The sequence below is a fragment of the Nocardia sp. NPDC050406 genome (assembly GCF_044459025.1).
Lineage (GTDB): Bacteria > Actinomycetota > Actinomycetes > Mycobacteriales > Mycobacteriaceae > Nocardia.
Window position 1 is genome coordinate 952172 of the sequence record NZ_JBITIM010000003.1, and the last position, 23012, is coordinate 975183.

23 protein-coding genes and 1 tRNA gene are annotated in these 23012 nt (G+C 67.9%); 14 read left to right on the forward strand and 10 right to left on the reverse strand.

Annotated features, from left to right (window positions below; genetic code table 11):
* Positions 1-174: 174 nt before the first annotated feature.
* From ACIBH2_RS27785 to nth, 4 genes are read right to left on the reverse strand one after another with little or no spacing between them, the layout of a single operon-like run.
* Positions 175-1368, reverse strand: coding sequence for a MarP family serine protease (locus ACIBH2_RS27785; RefSeq protein WP_397122607.1), 1194 nt, complete (start codon positions 1366-1368; stop codon positions 175-177).
* The gene (locus ACIBH2_RS27790; RefSeq protein WP_397122609.1) at positions 1365-2105 is read right to left on the reverse strand and encodes an NUDIX hydrolase; all 741 of its coding nucleotides are present in this window, start codon (positions 2103-2105) and stop codon (positions 1365-1367) included. Before ACIBH2_RS27790 ends, ACIBH2_RS27785 begins: the two co-directional genes overlap by 4 nt.
* Positions 2102-2731 carry a TlpA family protein disulfide reductase gene (locus tag ACIBH2_RS27795; RefSeq protein ID WP_397123065.1) on the reverse strand — a complete coding sequence of 210 codons (630 nt, stop codon included), beginning with the start codon at positions 2729-2731 and terminating at the stop codon, positions 2102-2104. Before ACIBH2_RS27795 ends, ACIBH2_RS27790 begins: the two co-directional genes overlap by 4 nt.
* Positions 2732-2772: 41 nt before the next feature.
* Positions 2773-3474: an endonuclease III gene (nth, locus tag ACIBH2_RS27800; RefSeq protein ID WP_397123067.1), complete on the reverse strand. Its 702-nt coding sequence runs from the start codon at positions 3472-3474 to the stop codon at positions 2773-2775.
* Positions 3475-3748: 274 nt separating this feature from the next.
* Here nth and ACIBH2_RS27805 point away from each other — a divergent pair, with 274 nt between their 5' ends.
* The 3 genes from ACIBH2_RS27805 to ACIBH2_RS27815 all read left to right on the forward strand — a co-directional run bounded on the left by ACIBH2_RS27805 (position 3749) and on the right by ACIBH2_RS27815 (position 5526).
* Positions 3749-3976, forward strand: a complete 228-nt coding sequence (locus ACIBH2_RS27805; RefSeq protein ID WP_397122611.1) for a hypothetical protein — start codon at positions 3749-3751, stop codon at positions 3974-3976.
* Positions 3977-4206: 230 nt separating this feature from the next.
* Positions 4207-4881, forward strand: coding sequence for a Crp/Fnr family transcriptional regulator (locus ACIBH2_RS27810; RefSeq protein ID WP_011206875.1), 675 nt, complete (start codon positions 4207-4209; stop codon positions 4879-4881).
* 210 nt (positions 4882-5091) lie between these two features.
* Positions 5092-5526 (forward strand): hypothetical protein, encoded by a 435-nt coding sequence (locus ACIBH2_RS27815; RefSeq protein WP_397122612.1) that lies wholly within the window; start codon positions 5092-5094, stop codon positions 5524-5526.
* 80 nt (positions 5527-5606) lie between these two features.
* Here the strand turns inward: ACIBH2_RS27815 and ACIBH2_RS27820 are convergent, their stop codons facing one another.
* The 3 genes from ACIBH2_RS27820 to ACIBH2_RS27830 all read right to left on the reverse strand — a co-directional run bounded on the left by ACIBH2_RS27820 (position 5607) and on the right by ACIBH2_RS27830 (position 7192).
* Positions 5607-6413 (reverse strand): MBL fold metallo-hydrolase, encoded by an 807-nt coding sequence (locus ACIBH2_RS27820; RefSeq protein WP_397122614.1) that lies wholly within the window; start codon positions 6411-6413, stop codon positions 5607-5609.
* A gap of 138 nt (positions 6414-6551) precedes the next feature.
* Positions 6552-7028, reverse strand: coding sequence for a RidA family protein (locus tag ACIBH2_RS27825; protein ID WP_397122616.1), 477 nt, complete (start codon positions 7026-7028; stop codon positions 6552-6554).
* On the reverse strand, positions 7028-7192 hold the full coding sequence (locus tag ACIBH2_RS27830; RefSeq protein ID WP_397122618.1) for a hypothetical protein: 165 nt from the start codon (positions 7190-7192) through the stop codon (positions 7028-7030). Before ACIBH2_RS27830 ends, ACIBH2_RS27825 begins: the two co-directional genes overlap by 1 nt.
* A gap of 171 nt (positions 7193-7363) precedes the next feature.
* On the opposite strand from ACIBH2_RS27830, the gene ACIBH2_RS27835 reads away from it, so the two are divergent.
* Positions 7364-8383, forward strand: a complete 1020-nt coding sequence (locus ACIBH2_RS27835) for an ArsA-related P-loop ATPase (RefSeq protein ID WP_397123069.1) — start codon at positions 7364-7366, stop codon at positions 8381-8383.
* 2 nt (positions 8384-8385) lie between these two features.
* Entirely contained in the window at positions 8386-9558 is a 1173-nt protein-coding gene (locus tag ACIBH2_RS27840) for an ArsA family ATPase (RefSeq protein ID WP_397122620.1), read from the forward strand.
* A 175-nt stretch (positions 9559-9733) separates the two neighbouring features.
* Here the strand turns inward: ACIBH2_RS27840 and ACIBH2_RS27845 are convergent, their stop codons facing one another.
* Positions 9734-10057: a WhiB family transcriptional regulator gene (locus ACIBH2_RS27845; protein ID WP_029932757.1), complete on the reverse strand. Its 324-nt coding sequence runs from the start codon at positions 10055-10057 to the stop codon at positions 9734-9736.
* Positions 10058-10358: 301 nt separating this feature from the next.
* Here ACIBH2_RS27845 and ACIBH2_RS27850 point away from each other — a divergent pair, with 301 nt between their 5' ends.
* The gene (locus tag ACIBH2_RS27850; RefSeq protein WP_397122622.1) at positions 10359-12719 is read left to right on the forward strand and encodes a penicillin-binding protein; all 2361 of its coding nucleotides are present in this window, start codon (positions 10359-10361) and stop codon (positions 12717-12719) included.
* A 118-nt stretch (positions 12720-12837) separates the two neighbouring features.
* On the opposite strand, the gene ACIBH2_RS27855 is transcribed toward ACIBH2_RS27850, so the two are convergent.
* On the reverse strand, positions 12838-13302 hold the full coding sequence (locus ACIBH2_RS27855) for a GatB/YqeY domain-containing protein (protein WP_397122624.1): 465 nt from the start codon (positions 13300-13302) through the stop codon (positions 12838-12840).
* A 139-nt stretch (positions 13303-13441) separates the two neighbouring features.
* Between ACIBH2_RS27855 and ACIBH2_RS27860 the strand changes: the two genes are divergently transcribed.
* From ACIBH2_RS27860 to ACIBH2_RS27895, 8 genes are all read left to right on the forward strand, one after another.
* Positions 13442-14404 (forward strand): metallophosphoesterase, encoded by a 963-nt coding sequence (locus tag ACIBH2_RS27860; protein ID WP_397122626.1) that lies wholly within the window; start codon positions 13442-13444, stop codon positions 14402-14404.
* Between the two features lie 1146 nt (positions 14405-15550).
* Complete coding sequence (locus ACIBH2_RS27865; RefSeq protein WP_397122628.1) at positions 15551-16069, forward strand: hypothetical protein; 519 nt, start codon at positions 15551-15553, stop codon at positions 16067-16069.
* A gap of 41 nt (positions 16070-16110) precedes the next feature.
* The gene (locus ACIBH2_RS27870; RefSeq protein WP_397122630.1) at positions 16111-17409 is read left to right on the forward strand and encodes a hypothetical protein; all 1299 of its coding nucleotides are present in this window, start codon (positions 16111-16113) and stop codon (positions 17407-17409) included.
* A gap of 64 nt (positions 17410-17473) precedes the next feature.
* Positions 17474-17547, forward strand: a tRNA-Pro gene (locus tag ACIBH2_RS27875).
* Positions 17548-17700: 153 nt separating this feature from the next.
* Complete coding sequence (locus ACIBH2_RS27880) at positions 17701-18237, forward strand: hypothetical protein (protein ID WP_397122632.1); 537 nt, start codon at positions 17701-17703, stop codon at positions 18235-18237.
* 109 nt (positions 18238-18346) lie between these two features.
* Positions 18347-19216: a hypothetical protein gene (locus tag ACIBH2_RS27885; RefSeq protein WP_397122634.1), complete on the forward strand. Its 870-nt coding sequence runs from the start codon at positions 18347-18349 to the stop codon at positions 19214-19216.
* Positions 19217-19244: 28 nt separating this feature from the next.
* A complete protein-coding gene (locus ACIBH2_RS27890) occupies positions 19245-20786 on the forward strand; it encodes a DUF4139 domain-containing protein (RefSeq protein WP_397122636.1) in 1542 nt (513 codons plus the stop codon).
* Positions 20787-20788: 2 nt separating this feature from the next.
* Complete coding sequence (locus ACIBH2_RS27895) at positions 20789-21370, forward strand: putative glycolipid-binding domain-containing protein (RefSeq protein WP_397122638.1); 582 nt, start codon at positions 20789-20791, stop codon at positions 21368-21370.
* A 30-nt stretch (positions 21371-21400) separates the two neighbouring features.
* On the opposite strand, the gene ACIBH2_RS27900 is transcribed toward ACIBH2_RS27895, so the two are convergent.
* Positions 21401-23005, reverse strand: coding sequence for a succinic semialdehyde dehydrogenase (locus tag ACIBH2_RS27900; RefSeq protein WP_397122640.1), 1605 nt, complete (start codon positions 23003-23005; stop codon positions 21401-21403).
* Positions 23006-23012: the final 7 nt, after the last annotated feature.

A 23012-nucleotide genomic window follows, 5' to 3' on the forward strand; every position in this document is an offset into this window, starting at 1 on the left:
CGAAAGGTGGCCCGGCGGCTCCCATCGAGACGGCCATCTCATGCGCCACGCCCACCGCCTCACGCCGCACCCGCTTCCCGGGTCCGGCCGTCGCACAGCGATACTCGTCGCCCGCTTCGCGTGTCGAGTGCGTGGGTCCGTTCGGGGCGGGCGAGGTTCTCGCCCGCCTCCGGTCTAGCTCAGGACGCAGTCTCCTGTTGGGACAGGGGTGCTGGCTGAGGCCGCTGCCTCGAGTTCGGGGCGGACCTCGTTGAGGGTGAGGACGTAGCCGGTGTCCTCGTCGGTGACGGCCGCGCCGAAGACCACGCCGAGGACCTGGCCGTCGGTGTCGACGAGGGGGCCGCCGGAGTTGCCCGCGCGCACCAGGCCGCGGACGGTGTACACCTCGCGTTGGACATTGCCGTCGCGATAGATGTTGGGGCCCTTGAGGTCCAGGGTTTCGCGGACTCGGGCCGCGCTGGCGGAGTACGCGCCGCCACCGGGGTAGCCGAGGACGATGGAGCTCTCGCCGGGCTCCGCGGGCTGGGGGGCCAGCGGGATGACCGGGGCGACCAGGCCGGGGACCTCGAGGATGGCGATGTCCTTGGACGGGTCGAACAGCACCACCGTCGCGTTGAGCGCACCGCGCGCCGTATCGACGGCGACACTGGTGGTGCCCGCCACCACGTGGGCATTGGTCATGATGCGCTCCGGCGCGACCACGAAGCCCGAACCCTCCAGGGCGCGTTGGCAACTCGGCGCGACACCGCGAATGCGCAGCACGCTGTGCTGCAACTGCTGCGCGGCCGGAAGTTGCAGCACGCTGGCGTCCGGCGGCTCCACGGCGGCGATCGGCACCCGGCCGAACGGGCCGATGACATCCGGCAGCCCGGAGGTGTTGAGCAGATTGGAGAATTCGTTCGGCAACTGCCGCAGCCAATCCGGCGCGACCTTGTTGACCTGGGCCAGCACACCCGAATTCTGTACGGCCGCCGCGATTCCCGGCTGCGAGGAGCTGGCCAGCGGCAGCGCGAGCAGCCAGGCGGTGGCCAGCACGGCCACCATCTGCAGGCCCGCGCCGACCACGCTGTCCACACTGCGGGTGAACGGGTCGCGCATACCGCTGCGGGCGGCCCGCCCGAGCACCATGCCCGCCACCTCGCCGATGATCACCAGCGCCACGATGAGCAGTACGCCGACCAGGACGCGGCTGCGCCCCTCGCTCAGGTGGATGAGTATGTGTGGCGCGATCAGGATTCCGGCCACCGCGCCCAACACCACGCCCAGGAAGGCGAGCGCCGACGCGACCGCGCCCTGCCGCCACCCGGAGGAGGCGGCCAGTAGCGCGATGATCACGACACCGAGGTCGAGCCAGGCCGAGGCGCTCATAACGTCATCCCTACCGCGGCCAATGCGGCCTGTAGATCACGCACATCGTGATAGTCCCATTCCTTCTCCCACCCCGATACCGCCAGCAGTCCCGCGAGCACGCCCGCGGTGAACCCCCACACCAACATGCCGTCCACGACGAATGCCGGACCCATGTATCCGAGCGGATGCCGCACCACGAATCGATTGGCCGGATCGATCAGATCGGCCAGCGGTACGCGCGCCACCCGGGTGGCCTCGTTCTCGCTCACCACCCCGACCTCGCCCGGCGTGCGCCAGTAGGCGACCACGGGGGTCACGTCGAAGCCCGAGGGCGGCACGAAGATCTTGGGCAGCACCGCGAGCGGCTGCACACCCGTCGGATCCAGACCGGTCTCCTCCTCGGCCTCGCGCAGCGCGGTGAAGATGGGCCCCTGATCGCCGGGATCGACCGCGCCGCCCGGAAACGCGACCTGCCCGCTGTGCTGGCGCAGGGTGGCGGCGCGCTGGGTGAGCAGCACGTTCGCATCCTCGGGCAGTCCGCCCTCGGCATTCGGATTCGCCTCCGGAGCACCGCCGAACAGCACCAGCACCGCCGCGTCCCGGGTGCGCCCGGTGGCCCCGGCGACCTTGCGCACGGCCGCGCGCATGACGGTGCGGCGCAGCACCGGATTCACTCCGGTCGGATCGGCGGGCTCGTGCTCGGCCACATTGCGCAGCCAGGCCGGGACGCCGTCGGTGGAAACCTCGTATCTCATGCCTTCACTCCGAGTTCGGCGTCCACGGTGGCCGCGATGTCGTCGACGCTCGTGAACGCCCGGACCACCACTTTCGCGACGGTGCCGTCCGCGCGCAGCAGGACCGAGATCGGCAGTACCGCGGGTGCGCCGACGGCGGTGCGGACCCGCGCATCCGGATCCTCGACACCGGGTAGGTGTACACCCAGACCGGCCGCCCGGGCCAATCCCTTCGCGGTCTCCGGATCACTGTGCACGGTCAGCACGGTGAGCGCATCCCCGGCCCGCTCGGAAAACTCTTGCAGCAGCGGCAGTTCCTCCGCGCACGGACCGCACCAGTAGGACCACAGGTTCAGCAGCGCGGGCTTGCCCGCCAGGGCGGCGGCGAGATCCACCGGCTGCCCGTCGGCCAGGCAGTCGAGGGTGATGCCGCGCAGCGGGCTGTCACCGACGGCGGCACCGCTGGGCCGCGGGCACGGGGCCAGGGCGGCGGCCGTGCGCTCCTGCTCCGAAACGGCCGGAACCGGGCGGGGTTTCGCGCCCTCCCCGGTCGCCTCGCCGTCCTCGCCGCGCGGCCACAGCGCGACCGCCAGCGCGGCGACGACGACCACGACCACGAGCACCCAGCGGACGGTCCGGTCGGTCAGCAGCCAGCGCACCACCTTGTTGCCGGTGGGCGGCTTCGGGCTCACAGCCCCACCAACTCGAGCAGATGCTCGGTCTCCGGGCCCTTCACCAGGGCGGCGGCGGTGGCGGGGTCGGTGGGCCCGGTCCCGTAGGACGGGCAGTCCTTGGCGAGCACACAGGCGCCGCAGGCGGGTTTGCGGGCGTGGCAGACGCGACGGCCGTGGAAGATCACCCGGTGCGAGAGCATGGTCCAGTCCCGGCGCTCGATGAGCGCGCCGACGGCGTGCTCGATCTTCACCGGATCCTCTTCGGCGGTCCACTTCCAGCGTTGGACGAGCCGTCCGAAGTGGGTGTCCACCGTGATCCCGGGCACACCGAAGGCATTGCCGAGAATGACATTCGCGGTCTTGCGGCCGATACCGGGCAGCTGCACCAACTGCTCGAGGGTGTCGGGCAGTTCGCCGTCGTAGCGCTCCATGAGCGCCTGCCCCAATCCGATCAGCGAATTGGTTTTGTTGCGGTAGAACCCGGTCGGCCGGATGTACTCCTCGAGCTCGGTCCGATCGGCCTCGGCATAGGCGCGCGCATCGCGGTACTTCGCGAACAGCGCGGGGGTGGTCATATTCACCCGCACATCGGTGCACTGCGCGGAAAGAATTGTGGCGACTGCCAATTCGAGCGGCGTCGTGAAATCGAGTTCGCAGTGCGCGTCGGGAAAAGCGACGGTGAGTTCGCGGTACATGCGACGCGCCCGGCGCACCAAACCGGTGCGGGTTTCATTGCGGCGCGGGTTGGCCTTGAGCGGGCGGGCGCGACGCGCCTCGGCGGCATCGTCGACGGTGACCGATTCGGCCTGCGCGGCATCGCCTGCCGAGGGCACGGCGGCGTCGGCCGACCGCTTCGCGGCCGCGCTGGATTCGGAGACACGCACTCGTCCACCTTACGGAACGGGACCGACTCGACAACCGGGCTGAGCACCTCCCGTGTTCCATCTGAGACCTTCGCCGTGTTTACTCCTCCGTATGCAAGGACTCGCTGTGGTGCTCTTCCCAGTGGCGTTGATGCTGTTCGCGCTGGTGATGGAAAGGGTCGAGAATCGGCTCCGTAAGCTTCTCGAACCCGATGAAGAGGTGCAGCAGTACCTGGATCGAGCCACGAACGCAGAGGTCAGCGATCTGACCAAGTTGGGTCTGCCCGCCGCCGCGGCGCGGACTCGCCGACGCCGTACCAGTGGTGACACGATGGATGTCGCCCAAGCCAGCTGATCGGCGGTCGATCACTGGCGCAAGAATCCGGGCCGGTCGAAGCGGCCAACGTGAGTGTTCCGCGTGTCGCGAATATGGGCAGGGCGTGTCGTGAGAATAGGCTCCGCGTGCCGGAGAATGAGCGTGGCGCGTGGTGTCTATCACTACCCGGACATATTGCAAAGTAGACTGCACTGTCGGCCGAGTCGTTTCGGTCCAGGACAGAGCCATTTCCCATAAGGAGCACATTCGTGGACGAGGCCCTCGCCAGAGCAGGCATCTTCCAAGGCGTAGAGCCCACCGCGGTGGCGGCTCTCGCCAAACAACTTCAGCCCGTGGACTTTCCGCGCGGCCATGTCATCTTCAACGAGGGCGAGCCCGGCGACCGGCTGTACATCATCACGTCCGGCAAGGTGAAGATCGGCCGTCGGTCCCCGGATGGCCGGGAGAACCTGCTGACCATCATGGGCCCGTCGGACATGTTCGGTGAGCTGTCGATCTTCGACCCGGGTCCGCGTACCTCGACGGCCACCACCGTCACCGAGGTGCGCGCCGTCACGATGGACCGTGACGCGCTCAAGTCGTGGATCGACCAGCGGCCCGAGATCGCGGAGCAGCTGCTGCGCGTGCTCGCGCGCCGTCTGCGCCGCACCAACAACAACCTCGCGGACCTGATCTTCACCGACGTCCCGGGCCGTGTCGCCAAGGCGCTGCTGCAGCTCGCACAGCGTTTCGGCACCCAGGAAGCGGGCGCGCTGCGCGTGACCCACGACCTGACCCAGGAGGAGATCGCCCAGCTGGTCGGCGCCTCCCGCGAAACCGTGAACAAGGCCCTGGCCGACTTCGCGCACCGCGGCTGGCTGCGACTCGAGGGCAAGAGCGTCCTGATCTCCGACTCGGAGCGCCTCGCGCGCCGAGCCCGCTAGGTCGCCGAAACTCCGAACTCGTCGGGACCGGGTCGTCGCCTTCGGGTGACGCCCCGGTCCTTTCGCGTGTTTCGGCACTTCCGGCCTGCTGGTTCGGCTTCGCGGAAAAACTTTCGAGGACTTTCGCGAACTGTGTCGAGATGGCGTCGTGGGCTCCGACCCATGGGCAAGAACCCCAGCCGGGGAACCCCCATAGTCGAGGAGCCAGTCATGAACGTCATCACGAGCACCGTCACCAAGAGCGTCGGCGCCGTCGTCGCCGGATTCGCCGTCACCGCCGTCGCCTCCTCCGCCACCGACAAGGTGCTGGAGTCCGCCGGATATCTGCCGTCCGGCCATATCTACGCCGCCGTCCCGGTCGTGCTCAGCGTCGTGCTGTACCGCACGGTCTTCGACGTGGTCGGGGCCTACGTCGCGGCGGCCCTCGCTCCGTCGAAGCCGATGAAGCACGCGCTCGTCCTCGGCGCGCTCGGTAGTCTCGGCGGCTTCGGTGCGGCCATCGCGACCTGGAATATGAACATCGGCCCGCACTATTACGCACTCGCCGTCGCGGCCGTCGGCCTGCCCGCCGCTTACCTCGGCGGACTTCTGCGCACTCGCCGCTCGCGACACCACCCGAATGCCATGGTGGCCGTGGGCGTTTGACCACACGGACCGCCCACTCGAAGCGAGGGGCCGGAGGCACTGCCTCCGGCCCCTCCGGTCATGGGTCCGACCGCGAATCGCTATCCGTGCGAACGGATGTAGGCCAGTTGGGCTTTGACGGAGCTGTGGGCGGCGGGCCAGAGGCGCTTGTCCACGTCGGCGTAGACGAGGGCGACGATTTGTAAGGCTTTGGCCTTGGGGCCCAGCTTCTCCAATGCGTCACGGACCTGTTGGAGACGTTCCTCGCGGTGCTTGATGTAGTAGGCGATGACCGGTTCGGCGTCGGGGTGGTCGGGGCCGTGGGCGGGGAGCAGGGTGCGGCCGGGGGCGGCATCGGCCAAGCGGCGCAGGGAGTTCAGGTAGTCGGCCAGCGCGCCGTCGCGGGATTCCAGGACGGTGGTGCCGCTGCCGAGTACGGTGTCGCCGGTCAGGAGGGCGGCTTCGGCGTCGGGGCCGTCCAGCAGGAAGCTCACCGAGTCGGTGGTGTGGCCGGGGGTGGCGAGTACGGTGAGCCGGACTCCGGCGGCCTCGATGACCTCGCCGTCGGTGAGGGAAGTGCCTGAGCCGCGCAGGAATTCGGATTCCACCGCGCGCACGGGGGTGCCGGTGAGCTCGACCAGGCGGGCGATGCCGCCGGTGTGATCGTGGTGGTGGTGGGTGATCAGGGTGAGGGCGATGTTCCCGCCGGTTTCGCGGGCGATGGCCTCACTGTGCTTGCGGTCCTTGGGACCCGGGTCCACCACCACGCAGTCGGAACTGCCGGGTGCGCGCAGGATCCAGGTGTTGGTGCCCTCGAGCGTCATCTGATTCGGGTTGTCCGCCAACAGCACCGAGGCCGACGGCGTCACCGGTCGCAGCTGCTCGTAGGCGGGGTGGGTGAGGGTCATACTTTCGTCCTAACGCACCGGGCGCGGGGAGTCCAGGATTGTGATCACATCGACTGGACTGTGCGCCAACCGCTTTCGCGTCGCCGCGAAGAAGTCCCGCTGGACGGGACTCGCTTCGCGGCGCGGAAAGGCATTGTGTCAGCGGACTTCCGCGATGAGTTCTACCTCTACCGGGGTGTTCTTCGGCAGTTCCGAGACGCCGACGGCGGAGCGGGCGTGCACACCGGCGTCGCCGAAGACCTCGCCGAGGAATTCCGACGCGCCGTTGATGACGACCGGCTGACCGTCGAATCCCGGTGCGGAGGCGACGAATCCGACGACCTTCACGATGCGCACCACATTGTCCAGGCCCACCAGATCGTGCACGGCGGCGAGCGCGTTGAGCGCGCAGTACTTGGCGGCCTCCTTGGCATCGGCCACGCTGACCTCGGCACCGACCTTGCCGACCGCGCTGAGTTCGCCGTTCACGAACGGCAGCTGGCCGGAGGTGTACACGTGGTCACCGGTGCGAATCGCCGGAATGTAGGCCGCCACCGGGGGCGCGACCGGGGGCAGGGTGAGCCCCAGCTTCTCCAGGTTCTCGGCCCAGTTGGTGGCCGATCCGTCGGCGGCCATCAGCTCTTGGGCCGCTTCAGGTAGGCGACGTGCTGTTCGCCGGTCGGACCGGGCAGCACCGTCACGAGTTCCCAACCGTCGGCACCCCACTGGTCGAGGATCGCCTTGGTCGCATGCGTCAGCAGCGGCACCGTCGCGTATTCCCACACCTTCAGATCACTCATGGCCTGAGCGTAGATGCCCGGCCCGCCCCGAAGCACCCCCGACCCTCCCTGTGCGCTGCGCAGACCCGGTTTCGCGACACCCGACAGTGGTGTACCAGACAGTTCGATCTTCCCTCTGGGCAGGAATAAGGAACGAGTTATAGGCTCGCGATCGTGGGAGTACCGATCGCAGTGCCCGTTTCGGCGGAGCCAGGGGTCCAATCAGGTTGGCCGCAGCGTGCCGAGAAGGCGCGTCTGCACTACGTCTCGGGGAAAGGGGGGACCGGGAAGTCGACTGTCGCGGCCGCATTGGCGCTCGCACTGGCGGCCGGTGGTCGCAAGGTGCTGTTGGTGGAGGTGGAGGGACGCCAATCCATCGCCCAGCTCTTCGACCTGCCGCCCTTGCCGCCCACCGAGACTCGCATCGCCACCGCCGACGGCGGCGGTGAGGTGATGGCGCTGGCCCTCGATGTGGAGCATGCGTTCCTGGAGTACCTGGACATGTTCTACAACCTGGGCTTCGCCGGGCGCGCCATGCGCCGGGTGGGCGCCATCGAATTCGTCACCACCATCGCGCCGGGGCTGCGCGATGTCATTCTCACCGGCAAGATCAAGGAATGCGCGGTGCGCGTCGACAAGGCGGGCAAACCGGCCTACGACGAAATCGTTATCGACGCTCCCCCGACGGGCCGCATCGCCAGCTTCCTCGATGTCACCCAGGCCATGGCCGAGATCGCCAAGGGCGGGCCGATCGCCGCGCAGGCCGAGGGCGTCTCCAAGCTGCTGCACTCCGAGCAGACCATGATCCACCTGGTCACGCTGCTGGAGGCGCTGCCGGTGCAGGAGACCGCCGACGCGGTCGCCGAACTCACCGCCAACGACCTGAACATCGGCACGGTCATCGTGAACCGCGCGGGCGAGGGCTATCTGCCGCGGACCGTCCGGGAGAAGGTCGCACAGGGCGGTCTCGATACCGACGCCCTGCGCGCGGGCCTGGCCGAGGCCGGAATCACCTTGTCGGAGGCCGATTTCCAGGGCTTGGTCACCGAGACCGTGGAGCATTCGACCCGCTTGCAGGCGCAGGACGAGAGCTCGGCGGAGCTGGCCGCGGTGGACATCTCGCGGCTGTACCTCCCCTCGCTGGCCGACGGGATGGATCTGGGCGGGCTCTACGAGCTGGCCGAATACTTGAGCGCACAGGGGGTCCGCTGACCATGACTCTTCCGGCAAGCACTGTCCCGCTGGATATTTCGAAGATCATCGCGGACAAGTCCTCGCGCATCATCGTGTGCTGCGGCTCCGGCGGCGTGGGCAAGACCACCACGGCCGCGGCCATCGCCCTGCGCGCCGCCGAGGAGGGCCGCAAGGTCGTGGTGCTGACCATCGACCCGGCACGGCGGCTGGCGCAGTCGCTGGGCGTGAGCGACCTCGGCAATGTGCCGCAGCGGGTACAGCTCGGGCCCGAGGCCAAGGGCGAGCTCTACGCCATGATGCTGAACATGCGCCGCACCTTCGACGAGATGGTGCTCGAGCACACCAGTCCGGAGAAGGCCGAGCAGGTCTTCGCCAATCCGATCTACCAGACGGTGGCCTCGTCCTTCGGCGGGACGCAGGAGTACATGGCGATGGAGAAGCTGGGCCAGCTCGCCAGCAAGCGCGAATGGGACCTCATCGTGGTCGACACGCCGCCCTCGCGCAATGCCCTGGACTTCCTCGACGCGCCCAAACGGCTCGGAAACTTCCTCAACGGCCGAATGATTCGCGTGATCATGATGCCGGGTCGCGGCGTGGGCCGACTGGTGACGGGCGCGATGAGCCTGGCGCTGCGCGGCGTCTCCACCATCGTGGGCGGTCAGCTGCTCAAGGACGCCTCGCTGTTCCTGCAGTCGCTGGAATCCATGTTCGGTGGCTTCCAGGATCGCGCGGACCGCACCTACGCCATGCTGTCGCGGCCGGGCACGCATTTCGTCGTGGTGGCGGCGGCCGAACCGGACGCGCTGCGCGAGGCGTCGTTCTTCGTCGACCGGCTCTCCACCGACAAGATGCCGCTGGCCGGGCTGGTGCTCAATCGCACGCATCCGGTGCTGAGTTCGCTCTCGGTCGAGGAGTCCCTCGTCGCCGCGGACCGGCTGGCTCCCGCCGACAGCACCGAGCAGGCCGCCGAGGCCACTCCGGCCGTGCTGGCGGCGGCGGTGCTGCGCATTCACGCGCGCCGCACCGAGACCGCCCGCCGGGAACAGCATCTGCTGCACCGCTTCACGGGCGCGCATCCGCGCGTGCCCATCGCCGCGGTGACGGCGCTGCCGTTCGAGGTGGCCGATCTCGAGGCGCTGCGGGCCGTGGCGGACCAACTGGAGGCGGCCGCCTCCCCCGCTCGGTCGGCCTGAGCCGACGAACCCGCCGATCGGAGATCGCGAATCAGCGTGCGACGCAATAGCGATCGCACATAACTCGCCCTCATCCGATTGGTACGGTCTGGTCGAAAAGACCGAATTTGCCCCAGAAACGGACCGAGCCCGCTATGCGCGGGCTCGGTCCGTTCTGCTTATGGGGGATACGGGATTACATCGCTACCTTCTGCTGACGCTGGACGCGGAAGAAGTCCGCCCAGGATGTCACCTCGGGGTGCTGCTTCAGCAGTGCTCGGCGCTGCCTTTCGGTCATGCCGCCCCACACGCCGAACTCCACACGATTGTCCAGGGCGTCAGCCCCGCACTCCATCAATACCGGGCAATGCCGACAGATGGTGGCCGCTTTCCGCTGCGCCGCTCCGCGCACGAAAAGCTGGTCGGGATCCACTTCCTTGCATCGGGCCTGGGAAACCCAGGCGATTCTCGCTTCGGCCTGCTCCACGTCCAATCGAGCGATCGGGGTAGTCATGTGCATTTGGTGTGCCCCTTTGCAGTCCGAACACCGGGTCACGGCGCTCCAGAATCGCGTGTACAGCGCGCAGCTACCCAACCCCACTGCGTCCTGCACCACATTCCACTTTGAGTGTTAGCTCTATCACACTGGGTTCTCAATCTAGATAGTGGTGCGCGCCCTGCGCAAGACCGTCCCGAGATTTTCTGGTACGTCCGTCCATGCAATCGCGACATGAAACCGGGCAGTCGGGCTTTATCAGGACAAACCGACGCCGACGACACGCACACGCCGAGTGTCCGAAAGGGCAATTAGGCTAGGGCTCGTGCCGATCACACGAACGCTCGCGAGACTTGCTGGCAGCTGCGTGCTGGCGGCGGTGCTGCTCGCCGGGCTGCTGTTCCCTCTAGCCGGTGGATTCGGATACATCTCCAACCGCGCCGCCGACGCCGTCGACAATGTCTCCGCCGAACTGGTGGAGGGCAGTGTCCCCGCGGTGTCCACGATGGTCGACGCGAACGGCAACCCGTTCGCGTGGCTGTACGAGCAGCGCCGGTTCGAGGTGCCGAGCGACAAGATCTCCAACGATATGAAGTTGGCGATCGTGTCCATCGAGGACCGCCGCTTCGCCGAACACCACGGTGTGGACTGGCAGGGCACCTTCCGTGCCTTCCTCACCAACACCTCCAGTGGTGAAGTGCAGCAGGGCGCGTCGACGCTCGACCAGCAGTACGTGAAGAACTACCTGCTGCTCGTCGTCGCCAAGACCGATGCCGAGCGCCGCGCCGCCATCGAGACCACGCCCGCGCGCAAGATCCGCGAAATCCGCATGGCGCTGACGCTGGACAAGCAGCTCACCAAGGACGAGATCCTCACCCGATACCTCAACCTGGTGCCCTTCGGAAACTCCTCCTACGGCATTCAGGACGCCGCGCAGACCTACTTCGGCATCGATGCCAAGGATCTGAACATCGTGCAGTCGGCCATGCTCGCGGGCATGGTGCAGTCCAGCTCCAAGCTCAACCCCTACACCAATCCGCAGGGCGTGCTGGAGCGGCGCAATACCGTGCTGGACACGCTGATTCAGAACATCCCCAGCCGCAGCGACGAATTCCGCAAGGCCAAATCCGAGCCGCTGGGCGTGCTGCCCGAGCCCAAGGGCCTGCCGCGCGGGTGCATCGCCGCCCAAGATCGCGGGTTCTTCTGCGATTACGCGCTGCAATACCTGGCCAATTCGGGTATCAGTCGCGATCAGATCGACAAGGGCGGGTACCTGATCCGGACCACCCTGGATCCGGCGGTGCAGGACTCCGTCAAGGCGTCTGTCACCCAGAACGCCGATCCGAACCTGGACGATATCGCCCAGGTCATGAATATCGTGGCCCCCGGGCAGGATTCGCATCCGGTGCTCGCCATGGCGTCGAGCCGGACCTACGGCTTGGATGCCAACGCCAAACAGACCGTGCAGCCGCAGCCGTATTCGATGGTCGGCGACGGCGCGGGCTCGATCTTCAAGCTGTTCACCACCGCGGCGGCCATGGAGAAGGGGTTGGGCATCAACGCCCAGCTCGATGTGCCCGGAACCTTCGCGGCCAAGGGCATGGGTAACTCCGGCACGCCCGGATGTCCGCCCGAGACCTACTGCGTGAAGAACGCCGGTGCCTACAAATCGCCCATGTCGGTGACCGAGGCGCTGGCCACCTCGCCCAACACCGCCTTCGTCAAACTGATTCAGGCCGTGGGCGTCTCGCCGACCGTGGACATGGCGGTGCGCCTGGGCATGCGGTCCTACACCATGCCGGGTACCTCGGGGCACGGGAACCAGAGCCTGGCCGACATGGTGAAGGACCAGAATCTGGGCTCGTTCACGCTGGGGCCGCTCGCGATCAATCCGCTCGAGCTGTCGAATGTGGCGGCCACGCTGGCCTCCGGCGGCAAGTGGTGCCCGCCCACGCCGATCAAGGAGGTCGTGGACCGCAGCGGGAAGACGGTGCCGCTCACCCAGCAGGCGTGCGAGCAGGTGGTGGAGCCGGGGCTGGCCAATACCCTCGCCAATGCCATGAGCAAGGACGACATCAGCGGTACCGCGGCCGCGGCCGCCAAGGCGGTGGGCTGGAACGCGCCGCTGTCGGCCAAGACGGGTACCACCGAGAGCCACCGGTCCTCGGCGTTCCTGGCATTCACCAATTCGCTGGCGGGCTCGGCCTACATCTACGGCGACACGCCGACGCCGGGCGAGATCTGCTCCTTCCCGCTGCGCAATTGCGGCAGCGGCGACCTCTACGGCGGTAACGAGCCCGCGCGCAGCTGGCTGGGCGCGATCAGGAACGTGCTCGACAAGTTCCCGCCCGCCGCCCTGCCGCCGCTGGACGACAAGTACGTGCGCGGGTCGAACAACGCGCAGATTCCGGACGTCATCAACATGACCCAGGCGGAGGCGACGTCGACGCTCATCGGGGCCGGGTTCCAGGTGTCGGTGGCCTCGGCACCCGGGCCGACCAAGGGGACGGTGATGGGGATTTCGCCGGACGGGTCGGCGATTCCGGGGTCGGTGATCACGATCTACGTGAGCGATGGGACGCAGCGGCCCGCGCCTGCTCCGGCTCAGACGCCGCCGCCGGGGATTCAGATACCTGGGCTGCCGCAGTTACCGCCTATACCGATACCTATACCGGTGCCTCGGTAGATGAATCGCCCGGAGTGCTCGAGCACTCCGGGCGATTTGTTTTGGCCTGAACGGTCAGAGATCGACCGCAGTCGGCGAATTCGGCTGTCCTGCGGCGATTTGTGACCGCTCAGCGCAGTCAGAGCCGCGCCTTCACCGCCGCCGACACCCTCGACCCGTCCGCGCGGCCCGCGGCCAGAGCCGTGGCGATCTTCATGACCTGCCCCATCTGCTTCATGCCGGGCCGCTCGCCGTTCTGCTCGGCGACGTCGGCGATGGCGGTGTCGGCGATATCGGCCACCTCCGCATCGGTCAACGGGGTGGGCAGGTACTCGTCGATGATCTGTTCCTCGGCGCGCTCGTTGGCGGCGAGCTCCCCGCGACCGTTCTGCTCGTAGACGACGGCGGCCTCGTTGCGCTTCTTCGCCTCCTTGGACAGGACGGCGATCACCTCGGCATCGCTGAGTTCCTTCGCCTGCGAACCCGCGACCTCGGCGTTCTGAATCGCGGCCAGCAGCATGCGCACCGTATTGAGGCGCAGCGAGTCCTTGGCCTTCATGGCGGTGGTGAGATCCGCACGCAGCTTCGCTTTGAGTTCCGACATGCGGGCAACGCTACCGCTCTCGGGCCTGGACGCCGCCACTGATTTTCGACGGTGTCGGGGGCGCGGGTGGGTCGGGGCACGAGTGGCGCACGCCGCATTCGGGTCGATGTTTGGCCCCGGGGTCGCCTATTCTGGGCGAATGCCCGTTATCTCGACCTCCGCCCTGCGAAACGCCGCTCTGGGAGCCGCCGGGGCCGCGGTCGCCGGAATCGGTTATGCCTCGTTGATCGAGCGCAATGCGTTCGTGCTGCGCGAGGCGACGCTACCGGTGCTCGAACCGGGGAAACCCTCGCTGCGGGTGCTGCATCTGAGCGATCTGCACATGACGCCCGGACAGCAGTTGAAGCAGGCGTGGGTGCGCGAGCTCGATCGGCTCGAGCCCGACCTGGTGGTCAATACCGGTGACAATCTGGCGCATCCGAAGGCCGTGCCGTCGGTGGTGCAGTCGCTCGGCGGATTGCTGGCGCGGCCCGGCATTTTCGTGTTCGGCAGCAACGACTACTTCGCGCCGGTGCCGAAGAATCCGATGAAGTACTTCAAGTCCGATCACAAGCGGGTCTTCGGGGATCCGCTGCCGTGGCAGGACATGCGGGCGGCGTTCACCGAGCGCGGCTGGCTGGATCTGACCCATGTGCGCCGCGACATCGAGGTCGCCGGAGTGCGGATCTCGACCGCGGGCGTGGACGATCCGCACCTGAAGCGGGATCGCTACGACACGGTGACCGGTGCGCCGAACCCGTTGGCGGACTTGAGCATCGGGCTCACGCATTCGCCGGAGCCGAGGGTGCTGGACCGTTTCGCCGACGACGGCTACGACCTGGTGATGGCCGGGCACACCCACGGTGGACAGCTGTGCCTGCCGTTCTACGGTGCGCTGGTGACCAATTGCGGTATCGACCGCTCCCGCGTCAAGGGCGCGTCGCGCTGGGGCGCGCACACCCAACTGCACGTCTCCGCGGGCCTGGGCACCTCCCCGTGGGCCCCCTACCGCTTCTGCTGCCGCCCCGAGGCCACCCTCCTCACCTTGGTCAGCGCACCCCCCAAGAAACCGGTCACCGAATCCGGACACGGAATCACCGCCTCGGCCACTGTCGCGCATTAGCCGCGCACCGCGATATACAACGCGGGCCCAGTCGACAGCCGGGAGGGGACAACCATGAGCAGTGGAGACCGGAACACCGAGCCGCCACAGCGCGGCCCCGACCCCTCCTGGTGGCAAGCCACCCCCGACCAAACTTGGCAACGCCCCCCAAGCCCAGCCGAAGCCTCCTACGGCCCCCGCAACCCCACCCCCGCCACACCCCAAGACCCAGACCACTCCGCACCCCCCGAAGCCCCCAACGCCCCGCCGGGCGCGCCTTCCCACACCAATCCGCAAGCCAGCGAGCAGCAGGCGTGGGGCGCACCCGCAGAAGCAGGCGGCGCGGCGTGGATGCCCAGCGGAGCTCAAGGAATGAACCCGCAAGGGTGGGGACAGCCCGGTCCGGAAAACGCATCCAGCCCTTATCCATTCGCGGGGCCTGCGCAACCCGGTGGGCCGCAGGGCATGCCGACCCAGGCTGGGCCGGGGCCGTTCGGGCAGCCGATTGGGCCGGGGCAGGTGGACTATTCGGGCGCGGGTTATCAGGCGGGGGGATCGACTGGGAGTTATCAGGCTGGGTCGCCTGCGGCGTACCCGAGTGGGGGTGCGCAGCAGGGCGGTAATACGCCCCTGGCCTCGACGTACTCAGGGGGCGATGGGGGCGGGAGTCCGGCTTACCCGGGCGGTGATGCGCCAGGGAACTCGGCTTATCCCGGCGGCAATGCGAGCGGAAATCCGGCTTACCCGGGCGGCAATTCGGCGTATCCCGGTGGGGGTGCACCGTACGTGGGTGGGTCGCAGGCTGGGGGGTTCGGTTATGGGGTGTCGGGGGGCGGGGGTGCGCCGTATTCGGAGGGGCAGACCTGGTCTGGGGCTTATCATTCCGGGATGCAGCCCGGTCTGCCGCACGGTGGGTATGGGCAGCAACAACCTGTAGCGCCGAAGGGGAAGCGCGGTAAGGGGTTGTTGGTTGCGGGGGTGGGGGTGTTGGTCGTTGTTGTGGTCGCGGCCGTTGCGGGGGTTGTTCTGGTGAACCGGGATTCGAGTTCTGGGGCGGCGGGTGGGACGCCTTCGATGGTTAGTGCGTTGACCACGGGGAATTCGGCTCCGTCCACGACTCGGTCGGGGCCTCGGTCTACTACGGCCAAGCCGACTACTCCGGCGGCGGTGATTCCGGGGTATCAGGTGGTGGTGTTGCCGGAGGCGGGGGCGGCTTATGACGTGCCCGCGGATTGGAAGGTCGAGAAGGCTACCGCGGCAATTGGTTCGGGGGTGGATTCGCTGCCGGTGACGGGGATGTCGTCGGAGGGGGCGGGGTACTGCCCGGATTATGTGCGGTCGAATATGTTCTTGACGCAGTCCGACGAGACGGATCCGGCCAGTGCGATCACCGATGTCACCACGCGGCTGATCAAGTTCGCGTATACGACCTCCACGGGGTCGAATCCCGGTGCGGCCGAACCGTTCCAGACCTCCGACGGCAATCTGTCGGGCATATTCGTGGAGACGACGGGCACGGCACCCGCGCCGAGTGCCGGTTGCGCGTCGACGTATTCGATCTACACGTTCGCGTTCCCGGCCGAGGAGGGCGCCCTGGTGCTGACCATCACCGCGGACACGGGCGTGGACAAGTCCGTGACCAAGGATTTCGCCAAGCAGCTCATGGCCACGCTCCGCCCCCTCTAGGCGGATGATCGACGGCAGGCCGTAAGAACAGGGGGTCGATCGTGACCAACTCCGACGATCACAAGGACGAAGGCACACAACGCAATCCGGAGTGGTGGGAGGGCGTCCCCGACGCCGCGACACCACCGCCCGCCGATCCGACCGTGGTGCGCGGCGCGTACCCGCCGGGATACGGTCCGGCGGGTCCGAATCCGGTCCAGCCCTACCCGGGCGGGCCGTACCAACCCGGACCGACTCCGCAGCCCGGCTACCCACCGCAGCTGGGGTCGATGCCGCAACAGCAGCAGTCGGGTCCGACGCCACAACAGTCCGGCCCCATGCCGCACCAGCCGGGGCCTATCCCCCAGCCCGGCCCGACGCCGCAACAGCCGGGACCGATCTCGCAGCCCGGTCCCCTCCCGCAGCAGTCCGGATCCACTCCGCAGCAGTCCGGCCCGACCCCACAGCAATCCGGCCCCATGCCATTGCAGTCCGGCCACCAGCCCTACCCGGTCGGCGCGAATCCCTATCAGAGCGGCCAGAATCCGTATCAGAGCGGACCGATGGCCTACCAATCCAGCCACTCCCACCCCGCCGCGCAACCGCCCTATGGCGGGCCGCCCCAGTACGGCCCACCGACCGGCGGCGGGGACAATCGCAAGGCCCTGCTGATCGGCGGCGCGGCGGTCGCGGTGGTGCTGCTCGTCGCGGTCGTCGCGGTCGTGCTGGTGAATCGCGGCCCCGACACCCCTATCGCCGACCCGACCACCACCCCGTCCAGCACCTCGGCCACCGCGACCACCACCAAGACGACCACCACCCCGCGCACGCCGACCGCGCAGATCCCGGGCTACCAGGTCGTGGTGCCCGACAATATCGGCGCGGCCTGGGAGGTCCCCGGCGACTGGATCCGCGACATCTCCGTCACCGAGTTCGGCAGCGGGGCCGACGTGGTCCCGGTGGCGGGCCTGACCACCGAGGGCGCGCGGTACTGCACCGATTTCGTCCGCACGAACATGTGGCTCAGCGCGACTCAGAACGCCGACTCCACCGCCTCGGCCCGCGAAATCGGCGAACGGGTGGCCCGCATCGGCTGGTCCACCGGCTCCGGCGGCACCCCCGGCCCCGCCGAACCCTTCACCACCTCCGACGGCAACCTGAGCGGCACCTTCATGGAGACCAAGGGCACCTTCACCTCCTCCGACCCCCGCTGCGCCAAAACCTTCTCGGTCTACACCTTCGCCGTCTCCGGCGGCGCGAGCAGCTCCCTGGTCCTCACCATCGCGGCCGATACCGGCGTCGACCGCTCCGTGGACGCCGCCTTCGCCAAGAAACTCATGGCCACATTCCGCCTGATTTAACCGTCTGACCAGCCGATTTAGCATCAGCGCCCACCCTGCGCTAAGCTACTCCAGGTTCGCTTCACGGGGTGTGGCGCAGCTTGGTAGCGCGCTTCGTTCGGGACGAAGAGGTCGCAGGTTCAAATCCTGTCACCCCGACGTGTTGGTTGAGACACATGAAACCGCCTTCGGCCATTCCACTTGGCCGGAGGCGGTTTTTGTTCGTCCACCCACCGGTACGCCGAATCGGTAAGTCGCGCAGGTCTTTTCGCCGGGGGGCGGGTGGGCGCGAGGTCGCTTACCGTTTAGGGCATGGCGAACCGCTCGTATCTGTACTCCGTCGACTCGCTGCCGAGTGCGGAGAATCTGCCCAAGCCGATCAAGTGCGTGTCCGAGCACAACTGGGCGATTCCGCTCGCGCATCGACTGCTGGTGGGGTACGAGACGCAGGTGGTGCCGTCGATGATCTGGAATCCTCGGATCGGGGTGGTGGGCGACTATGTGCGGGGCGGGAAGTTGCTGATCAGCCTGATGACCGAGGTGGGGAAGGCGGAGTTTCCCGAGCGGGACGAGTTTCTGGCATGCATGCGCGCGACGCTGGTGCATCTGTCGAAGCAGAAGGCGGCCTACTTCCTGCTGGAGACCGGTGAAATCCATTCGCTCACAGAGGAAGACGTCGAGGCGGCGGTCGAGGGAATGGTGGGCGATATCGCCGACGACGTGAAGCGGGCCGAGGCGGCGATCGCCGGGGGCGAGCCGGAGTGGGTGGAGTCGCTGCGCGCGAATTGGCGGGAGCACTTCGACTCCTTCTACAGCGATTGGCTGTACTTCTCGTTCCCGCGAGACTGATCCGAAACCAGGTGACCCAGCTCACGTGAAGCCATCGTTGCCAGATACCCCCTGGGGGTATAACGTTCTCCTCAACGGAAGAACGAAGAACGGCTCGGAGGCAATGGCAATGACTACTCAGCACACCGCCCACGCGGACCACAACGCCCATGCGGGCCACGCTCATCCCGCCGCCCACGCCGAACACGCGCACGGTGCGCACGCCGCCCATACCGCGCACGGCGACCACGCGGCCCACGCCGGACACGGCGATCACGCCGCTCACGGCGCGCCTGGCGGATTGCAGGTCACGCAGGACGGCTACACCCTTGAACTGGTCGAAAACATCGTTCGCGCAGGGGAAGTCGACTTCCGCTTCCGGATCGTGGGTCCGGACGGCACCGCCGTCACCGAGTACGCGCCGATCCACGATCGGGAACTGCACCTGATCGTGGTGCGCCGCGAGCTCGACGGGTTCTGGCACGTACATCCGGTGCGCGCGGCGGACGGCACCTGGGAGGTGCGACTGACCTTGCCGGATGCCGGGGCCTACCGGGCGTTCACCGATATCGCGCCGGTCGCGCTCGGCAAGACGATCACGCTGGGGGCCGACTTCGCGGTCGCCGGTGACTACCAGCCGCGGCCCGTGCCGGATGCCGGTCGCACGGCCGTGGTGGACGGGTACGAGGTGACCCTGGACGGCGATCTGGTGCAGGGCGCGGGCCAGCTGCTCACCCTGACCGTACGCAAGGACGGTGCGCCGGTCACCGATCTGGAGCCGTATCTGGCGGCCTTCGGCCACCTGGTGGTGCTGCGCGCGGGCGACCTCGCCTATGTGCACGTGCACCCGAATGGTGAACCGGGAGACGGGATCACCGCGCCCGGACCGGAGATCACCTTCCACACCGCGGTGCCGGGACGCGGCGTCTACCGCCTCTTCCTGGACTTCAAGCACGGCGGTGTGGTGCGCACGGCCGGATTCACCTTGCGCGCCGCCTGATTCGGATTCGGCGACTACCGTCGGGGCCATGCCGACCGTCTCCGCTCCGATCGTCGCCGTCACCGTCTATCCGCAGCAGGCCAGAATCACCCGCCGGGCCACCTTCGACCCGTCGGGTGATGCGCGTGCCACCTTCGCCGGGCTGCCGGTGGGAGTGGCGGCGGATTCGGTGCGGGTGACCGGTTCGGGTCCGGCCCGCATCGTCGGCGTGGATGTGCGCGTCGAGCGGCACGCCGAACCCGCCGACGCGGGATTGCGGGAGCTCGTCGAGCAGCGAAAGGCCTTGCAGGCCAAGGTCGATGGTTTGACCGACGAGCGCACGGCGGCCGAGGCGCGCGTGGAGCTGCTCACCGGCTCGAGCCGACGCAGCGGCGGCAGTTTCGCCAAGGCACTGGCCACCGGCGACGCGACGCCCGACCGGGTGGCCGAGGTCAGCGGTGCGCTCGCCGCACAGCTCACGGCCGCCCTGAAGGACACCCGGGCGCTCACCACCCGACTCGCCGAACTCGCCGAGGAGCTCTCCACCCTGGATCGGCGCATCGCCGCGAGCGGACCGAAACCCGCGCGGGACAGCACGAATGTCATCGTCGAACTGGAGCCGACCGGCACCGGCGAGGTCGAACTCGAACTCTCCTACGTGGTCGGCGGCGCGAGTTGGGAAGCAGGCTACGACATTCGGGTCGGGGCCAAGGAGGTCGCGGTGACCGCCTACGGCCTGGTCACCCAGCGCACCGGCGAGGACTGGCCGGAGTGCGCACTGTCGCTGTCGACCGCGCGACCCGCCGTCGCGGTAGTAATGCCCGAGCTGGAGCCGTGGTTCCTCGAGCGGGTGCAACCGCTCTACGCCGCGGTGGCCGGGGGATACGGGGCCGCGCCCGGTATCGCGGCCGAGGACGCGGCGATGTCCCCGATGCGAAGCGGCATGACTTCACGCGTAGCCGAGGTAGAACAGGGCACCACGGCCATGACCTACCGGGCGACACGTCCGGTCGCCATCCCGTCCGGGGCGAAGGGGCATCGAACCACCTTGGCGCAGTTGGATTTTCCCGCCGATCTGGGCTACGTCACCGTCCCCGTGCTGGCCGAGGAAGCACATCTGCGCGCGACCGTCACCAACACCTCCGAGCACACCCTGCGCGCGGGCAAAGCCTCGATCTTCCACGCCGAGGAGTTCGTCGGCACCACCGCGCTCGAAACCTGGGCTCCCGGTGAGGAACTCGAACTCGCTCTCGGCATCGACGATCGAGTTCGAGTGGAGCGCAAGCTCGTTCGGCGCACCGCGACCAAGGCAGCACTGTCCACCAGCCGCCGCCACGAGGCCGAATACCGCACCACCATCACCAATCACAGCCCCGCCGATATCGCCATCACCGTCCTGGACCAAGCTCCGGTCTCGCGCGACGAGGCCATCACGGTCAAGGACGTCCGCACCTCCCCCGATCCGGCCGAATCGTCCGACCTTGGCGAATACACCTGGCGGCTGCGCATCGCGCCCGGCGAGCAGGGCGTCGTCATGCTCTCCTACCGGGTCGATGTCGCCAAGGGCGTCGAGATCAGCGGGTGGCGGTGACCATGAGCGAGCCGCGCCACCTGCTCTGGCAGGTCGAGGAGAGCGCCGGATTCGAAGCCAGCTGGATCACGCTGAACGGCTTGGCATTACACGCCGAGGGCCGAGCGGTGGGCCAGCGCCCGGAGCCGTACTGGCTGGACTACACCCTCGACACCGATGAGCACGCCGTCACCACGCGTTTGGCCGTGAGTGCCGCCACCGCGTCCGAGACCTACCACCTGAACCTGCGCCGCGACGGCGACGGCTGGTTCGTGGACGGCGAGCCACGCCCGGACCTGGCCGGGGCACGCGACTGCGACCTGTCCTTCTCGCCGCTGACCAACACCATGCCCATCATCCGCACGGGGCTGCACCGAAACCCCGGTTCCGAGCGGTTCCTCATGGCCTTCATCGAGGTGCCGACCTTGGAGGTCGTTGCGTCGGTGCAGCATTACGAGCACCTGCGCACGGTCGCCGCCGGTGCCGAGATCCGGTTCACCTCAGGTGATTTCACGAGCGACATCGTGGTCGACGGCCAGGGCCTCGTCGAGGTTTACCCGACCATGGCCCGCCGCGTCCCGACGGCGAACGGCCCCCGAACCTGATGGTCCGGGGGCCGCGGCCTGGATCGAAACTCAGCCCATCCGAAGCTTTTTCATGAGCCGCAGCGTGACCAGCGTGCTCTTGAGCTGCTTCTCGTACGGCATCCCCGAGCGCGCCGCCAGAATCTGCTTCTTCTGCACACCGATATTGATGGTGTCGGTGTACTTGAGCAGACCCGCGGCACCGTGACGCGTGCCCACGCCGGACTGCTTCACACCGCCCGACGGGGTGCCCTTGGCGGCGTAGGTGGTGACGAAGCCGTCGTTGACGTTGACCGCGCCCGCCTCCAACTGCTCGGCGATCTTGTAGGCGCGGTCCAGGTTTCCGCTCCACACGCTGGCATTGAGGCCGTAGCTGGTGTCGTTGGCGAGGCGGATGGCCTCGGCCTCGTCGCGGAATTTGTAGATGGCGACGACGGGGCCGAACGTCTCCTTGGTGGCGTGCTCCATATCCGGCGTGACGCCGGTGAGCACGGTCGGCTCGTAGAAGGCCGGGCCGATATCGGGCCGCGCCTTGCCACCGGTGTGGACGGTCGCGCCCTTCTCGCGGGCCTCGTCCACATGCGCGGCCACCCGATTCATGTGCTCCACCGACACGAGCGAGCCGTACTCGGGTCCGAAGTCGTAGGTGGCTCCGGCCTTACTGCCCAAATCCTCGGCGGCCGCGACGAATCGACGCAGGAACTCGTCGTGGATCTTCTCCTGCACGTAGATGCGCTCGATGTGCATACACGCCTGGCCGGTATTGCCGAATACCGCGAAGGTGGCGCTGGGGATGGCCTCGTCGAGATTGGTGTCCTCGAGCACGATCATCGGATTCTTGCCGCCGAGTTCGAGGCTGCATCCGATGAGATTGCGTCCGGCCTGCTCACCGATGACCCGCCCGGTGGCGGTGGAGCCGGTGAACATCACGAAGTCCACATTGTCGATGAGCGTCGGGCCCACATCGGGTCCGCCGCCGCAGACGACCTGCACGAGCCCGCGCGGCAGGCCCGCCTTGTGCAGCAGTTCGATGCCGTAGAGCGTGCACAGCGCGGTCTTGTTGTCCGGCTTCATGACCACGCCGTTGCCCGCGATGAGCGCCGGGGTGGAATCCGACATGGAGATGGCGAACGGGAAGTTCCACGGCGCGATCACCGCCACCACGCCCTTGGGCCGGTGCTCCTCGGTGGAGGAGGTGATGATCGGCATGGGACCCATGCGCCGCTGCGGCTTGAGCACCTTCTTGGCGGTCTTGAGGTAGTGCCCGATGACCATCGGCGTATCGCAGGCCTCCTCGATGGCCATGCGCCGCGATTTGCCGCAGCCGATCTGAATCAGCGTCGCGAGCGTCTCGATCTCGGAGAGTATGAGTTCGTGGGCGCGTTCGAAGACCTCCAGCCGCCTGCTCAGCGGCCACGTGGCCCATTCCCGTTGCGCCGCACGCGAAATGGCGACGGCCTCGCGCACATCCTCGGGCGAGGACTGCGGCAGTTCGCCGACGATATCGCCGGTGTAGACCTCGATCATCTCGTAGGGTTCGCGGGGATCGCCCGCCTTGCCCGCCGTCACCATGGCGGTCAGCCGGTTGATCAAGGCTTCGTTGATCCTCGGCGGCAGCTTCGCCCGCGAAGCGGTGCGCGTACTCGTTGTGTCCATGGGGACC

Bases quoted from the DNA above. Each gene is read 5' to 3' on its own strand.
- ACIBH2_RS27785 (WP_397122607.1), bottom strand. From the start codon at position 1,368: ATGAGCGCCTCGGCCTGGCTCGACCTCGGTGTCGTGATCATCGCGCTA.
- ACIBH2_RS27790 (WP_397122609.1), bottom strand. From the start codon at position 2,105: ATGAGATACGAGGTTTCCACCGACGGCGTCCCGGCCTGGCTGCGCAAT.
- ACIBH2_RS27815 (WP_397122612.1), top strand. From the start codon at position 5,092: ATGAACGTCATCACGAGCACCGTCACCAAGAGCGTCGGCGCCGTCGTC.
- ACIBH2_RS27820 (WP_397122614.1), bottom strand. From the start codon at position 6,413: ATGACCCTCACCCACCCCGCCTACGAGCAGCTGCGACCGGTGACGCCG.
- ACIBH2_RS27825 (WP_397122616.1), bottom strand. From the start codon at position 7,028: ATGGCCGCCGACGGATCGGCCACCAACTGGGCCGAGAACCTGGAGAAG.
- ACIBH2_RS27830 (WP_397122618.1), bottom strand. From the start codon at position 7,192: ATGAGTGATCTGAAGGTGTGGGAATACGCGACGGTGCCGCTGCTGACG.
- ACIBH2_RS27840 (WP_397122620.1), top strand. From the start codon at position 8,386: ATGACTCTTCCGGCAAGCACTGTCCCGCTGGATATTTCGAAGATCATC.
- ACIBH2_RS27845 (WP_029932757.1), bottom strand. From the start codon at position 10,057: ATGCACATGACTACCCCGATCGCTCGATTGGACGTGGAGCAGGCCGAA.
- ACIBH2_RS27855 (WP_397122624.1), bottom strand. From the start codon at position 13,302: ATGTCGGAACTCAAAGCGAAGCTGCGTGCGGATCTCACCACCGCCATG.
- ACIBH2_RS27860 (WP_397122626.1), top strand. From the start codon at position 13,442: ATGCCCGTTATCTCGACCTCCGCCCTGCGAAACGCCGCTCTGGGAGCC.
- ACIBH2_RS27880 (WP_397122632.1), top strand. From the start codon at position 17,701: ATGGCGAACCGCTCGTATCTGTACTCCGTCGACTCGCTGCCGAGTGCG.
- ACIBH2_RS27885 (WP_397122634.1), top strand. From the start codon at position 18,347: ATGACTACTCAGCACACCGCCCACGCGGACCACAACGCCCATGCGGGC.
- ACIBH2_RS27890 (WP_397122636.1), top strand. From the start codon at position 19,245: ATGCCGACCGTCTCCGCTCCGATCGTCGCCGTCACCGTCTATCCGCAG.
- ACIBH2_RS27895 (WP_397122638.1), top strand. From the start codon at position 20,789: ATGAGCGAGCCGCGCCACCTGCTCTGGCAGGTCGAGGAGAGCGCCGGA.
- ACIBH2_RS27900 (WP_397122640.1), bottom strand. From the start codon at position 23,005: ATGGACACAACGAGTACGCGCACCGCTTCGCGGGCGAAGCTGCCGCCG.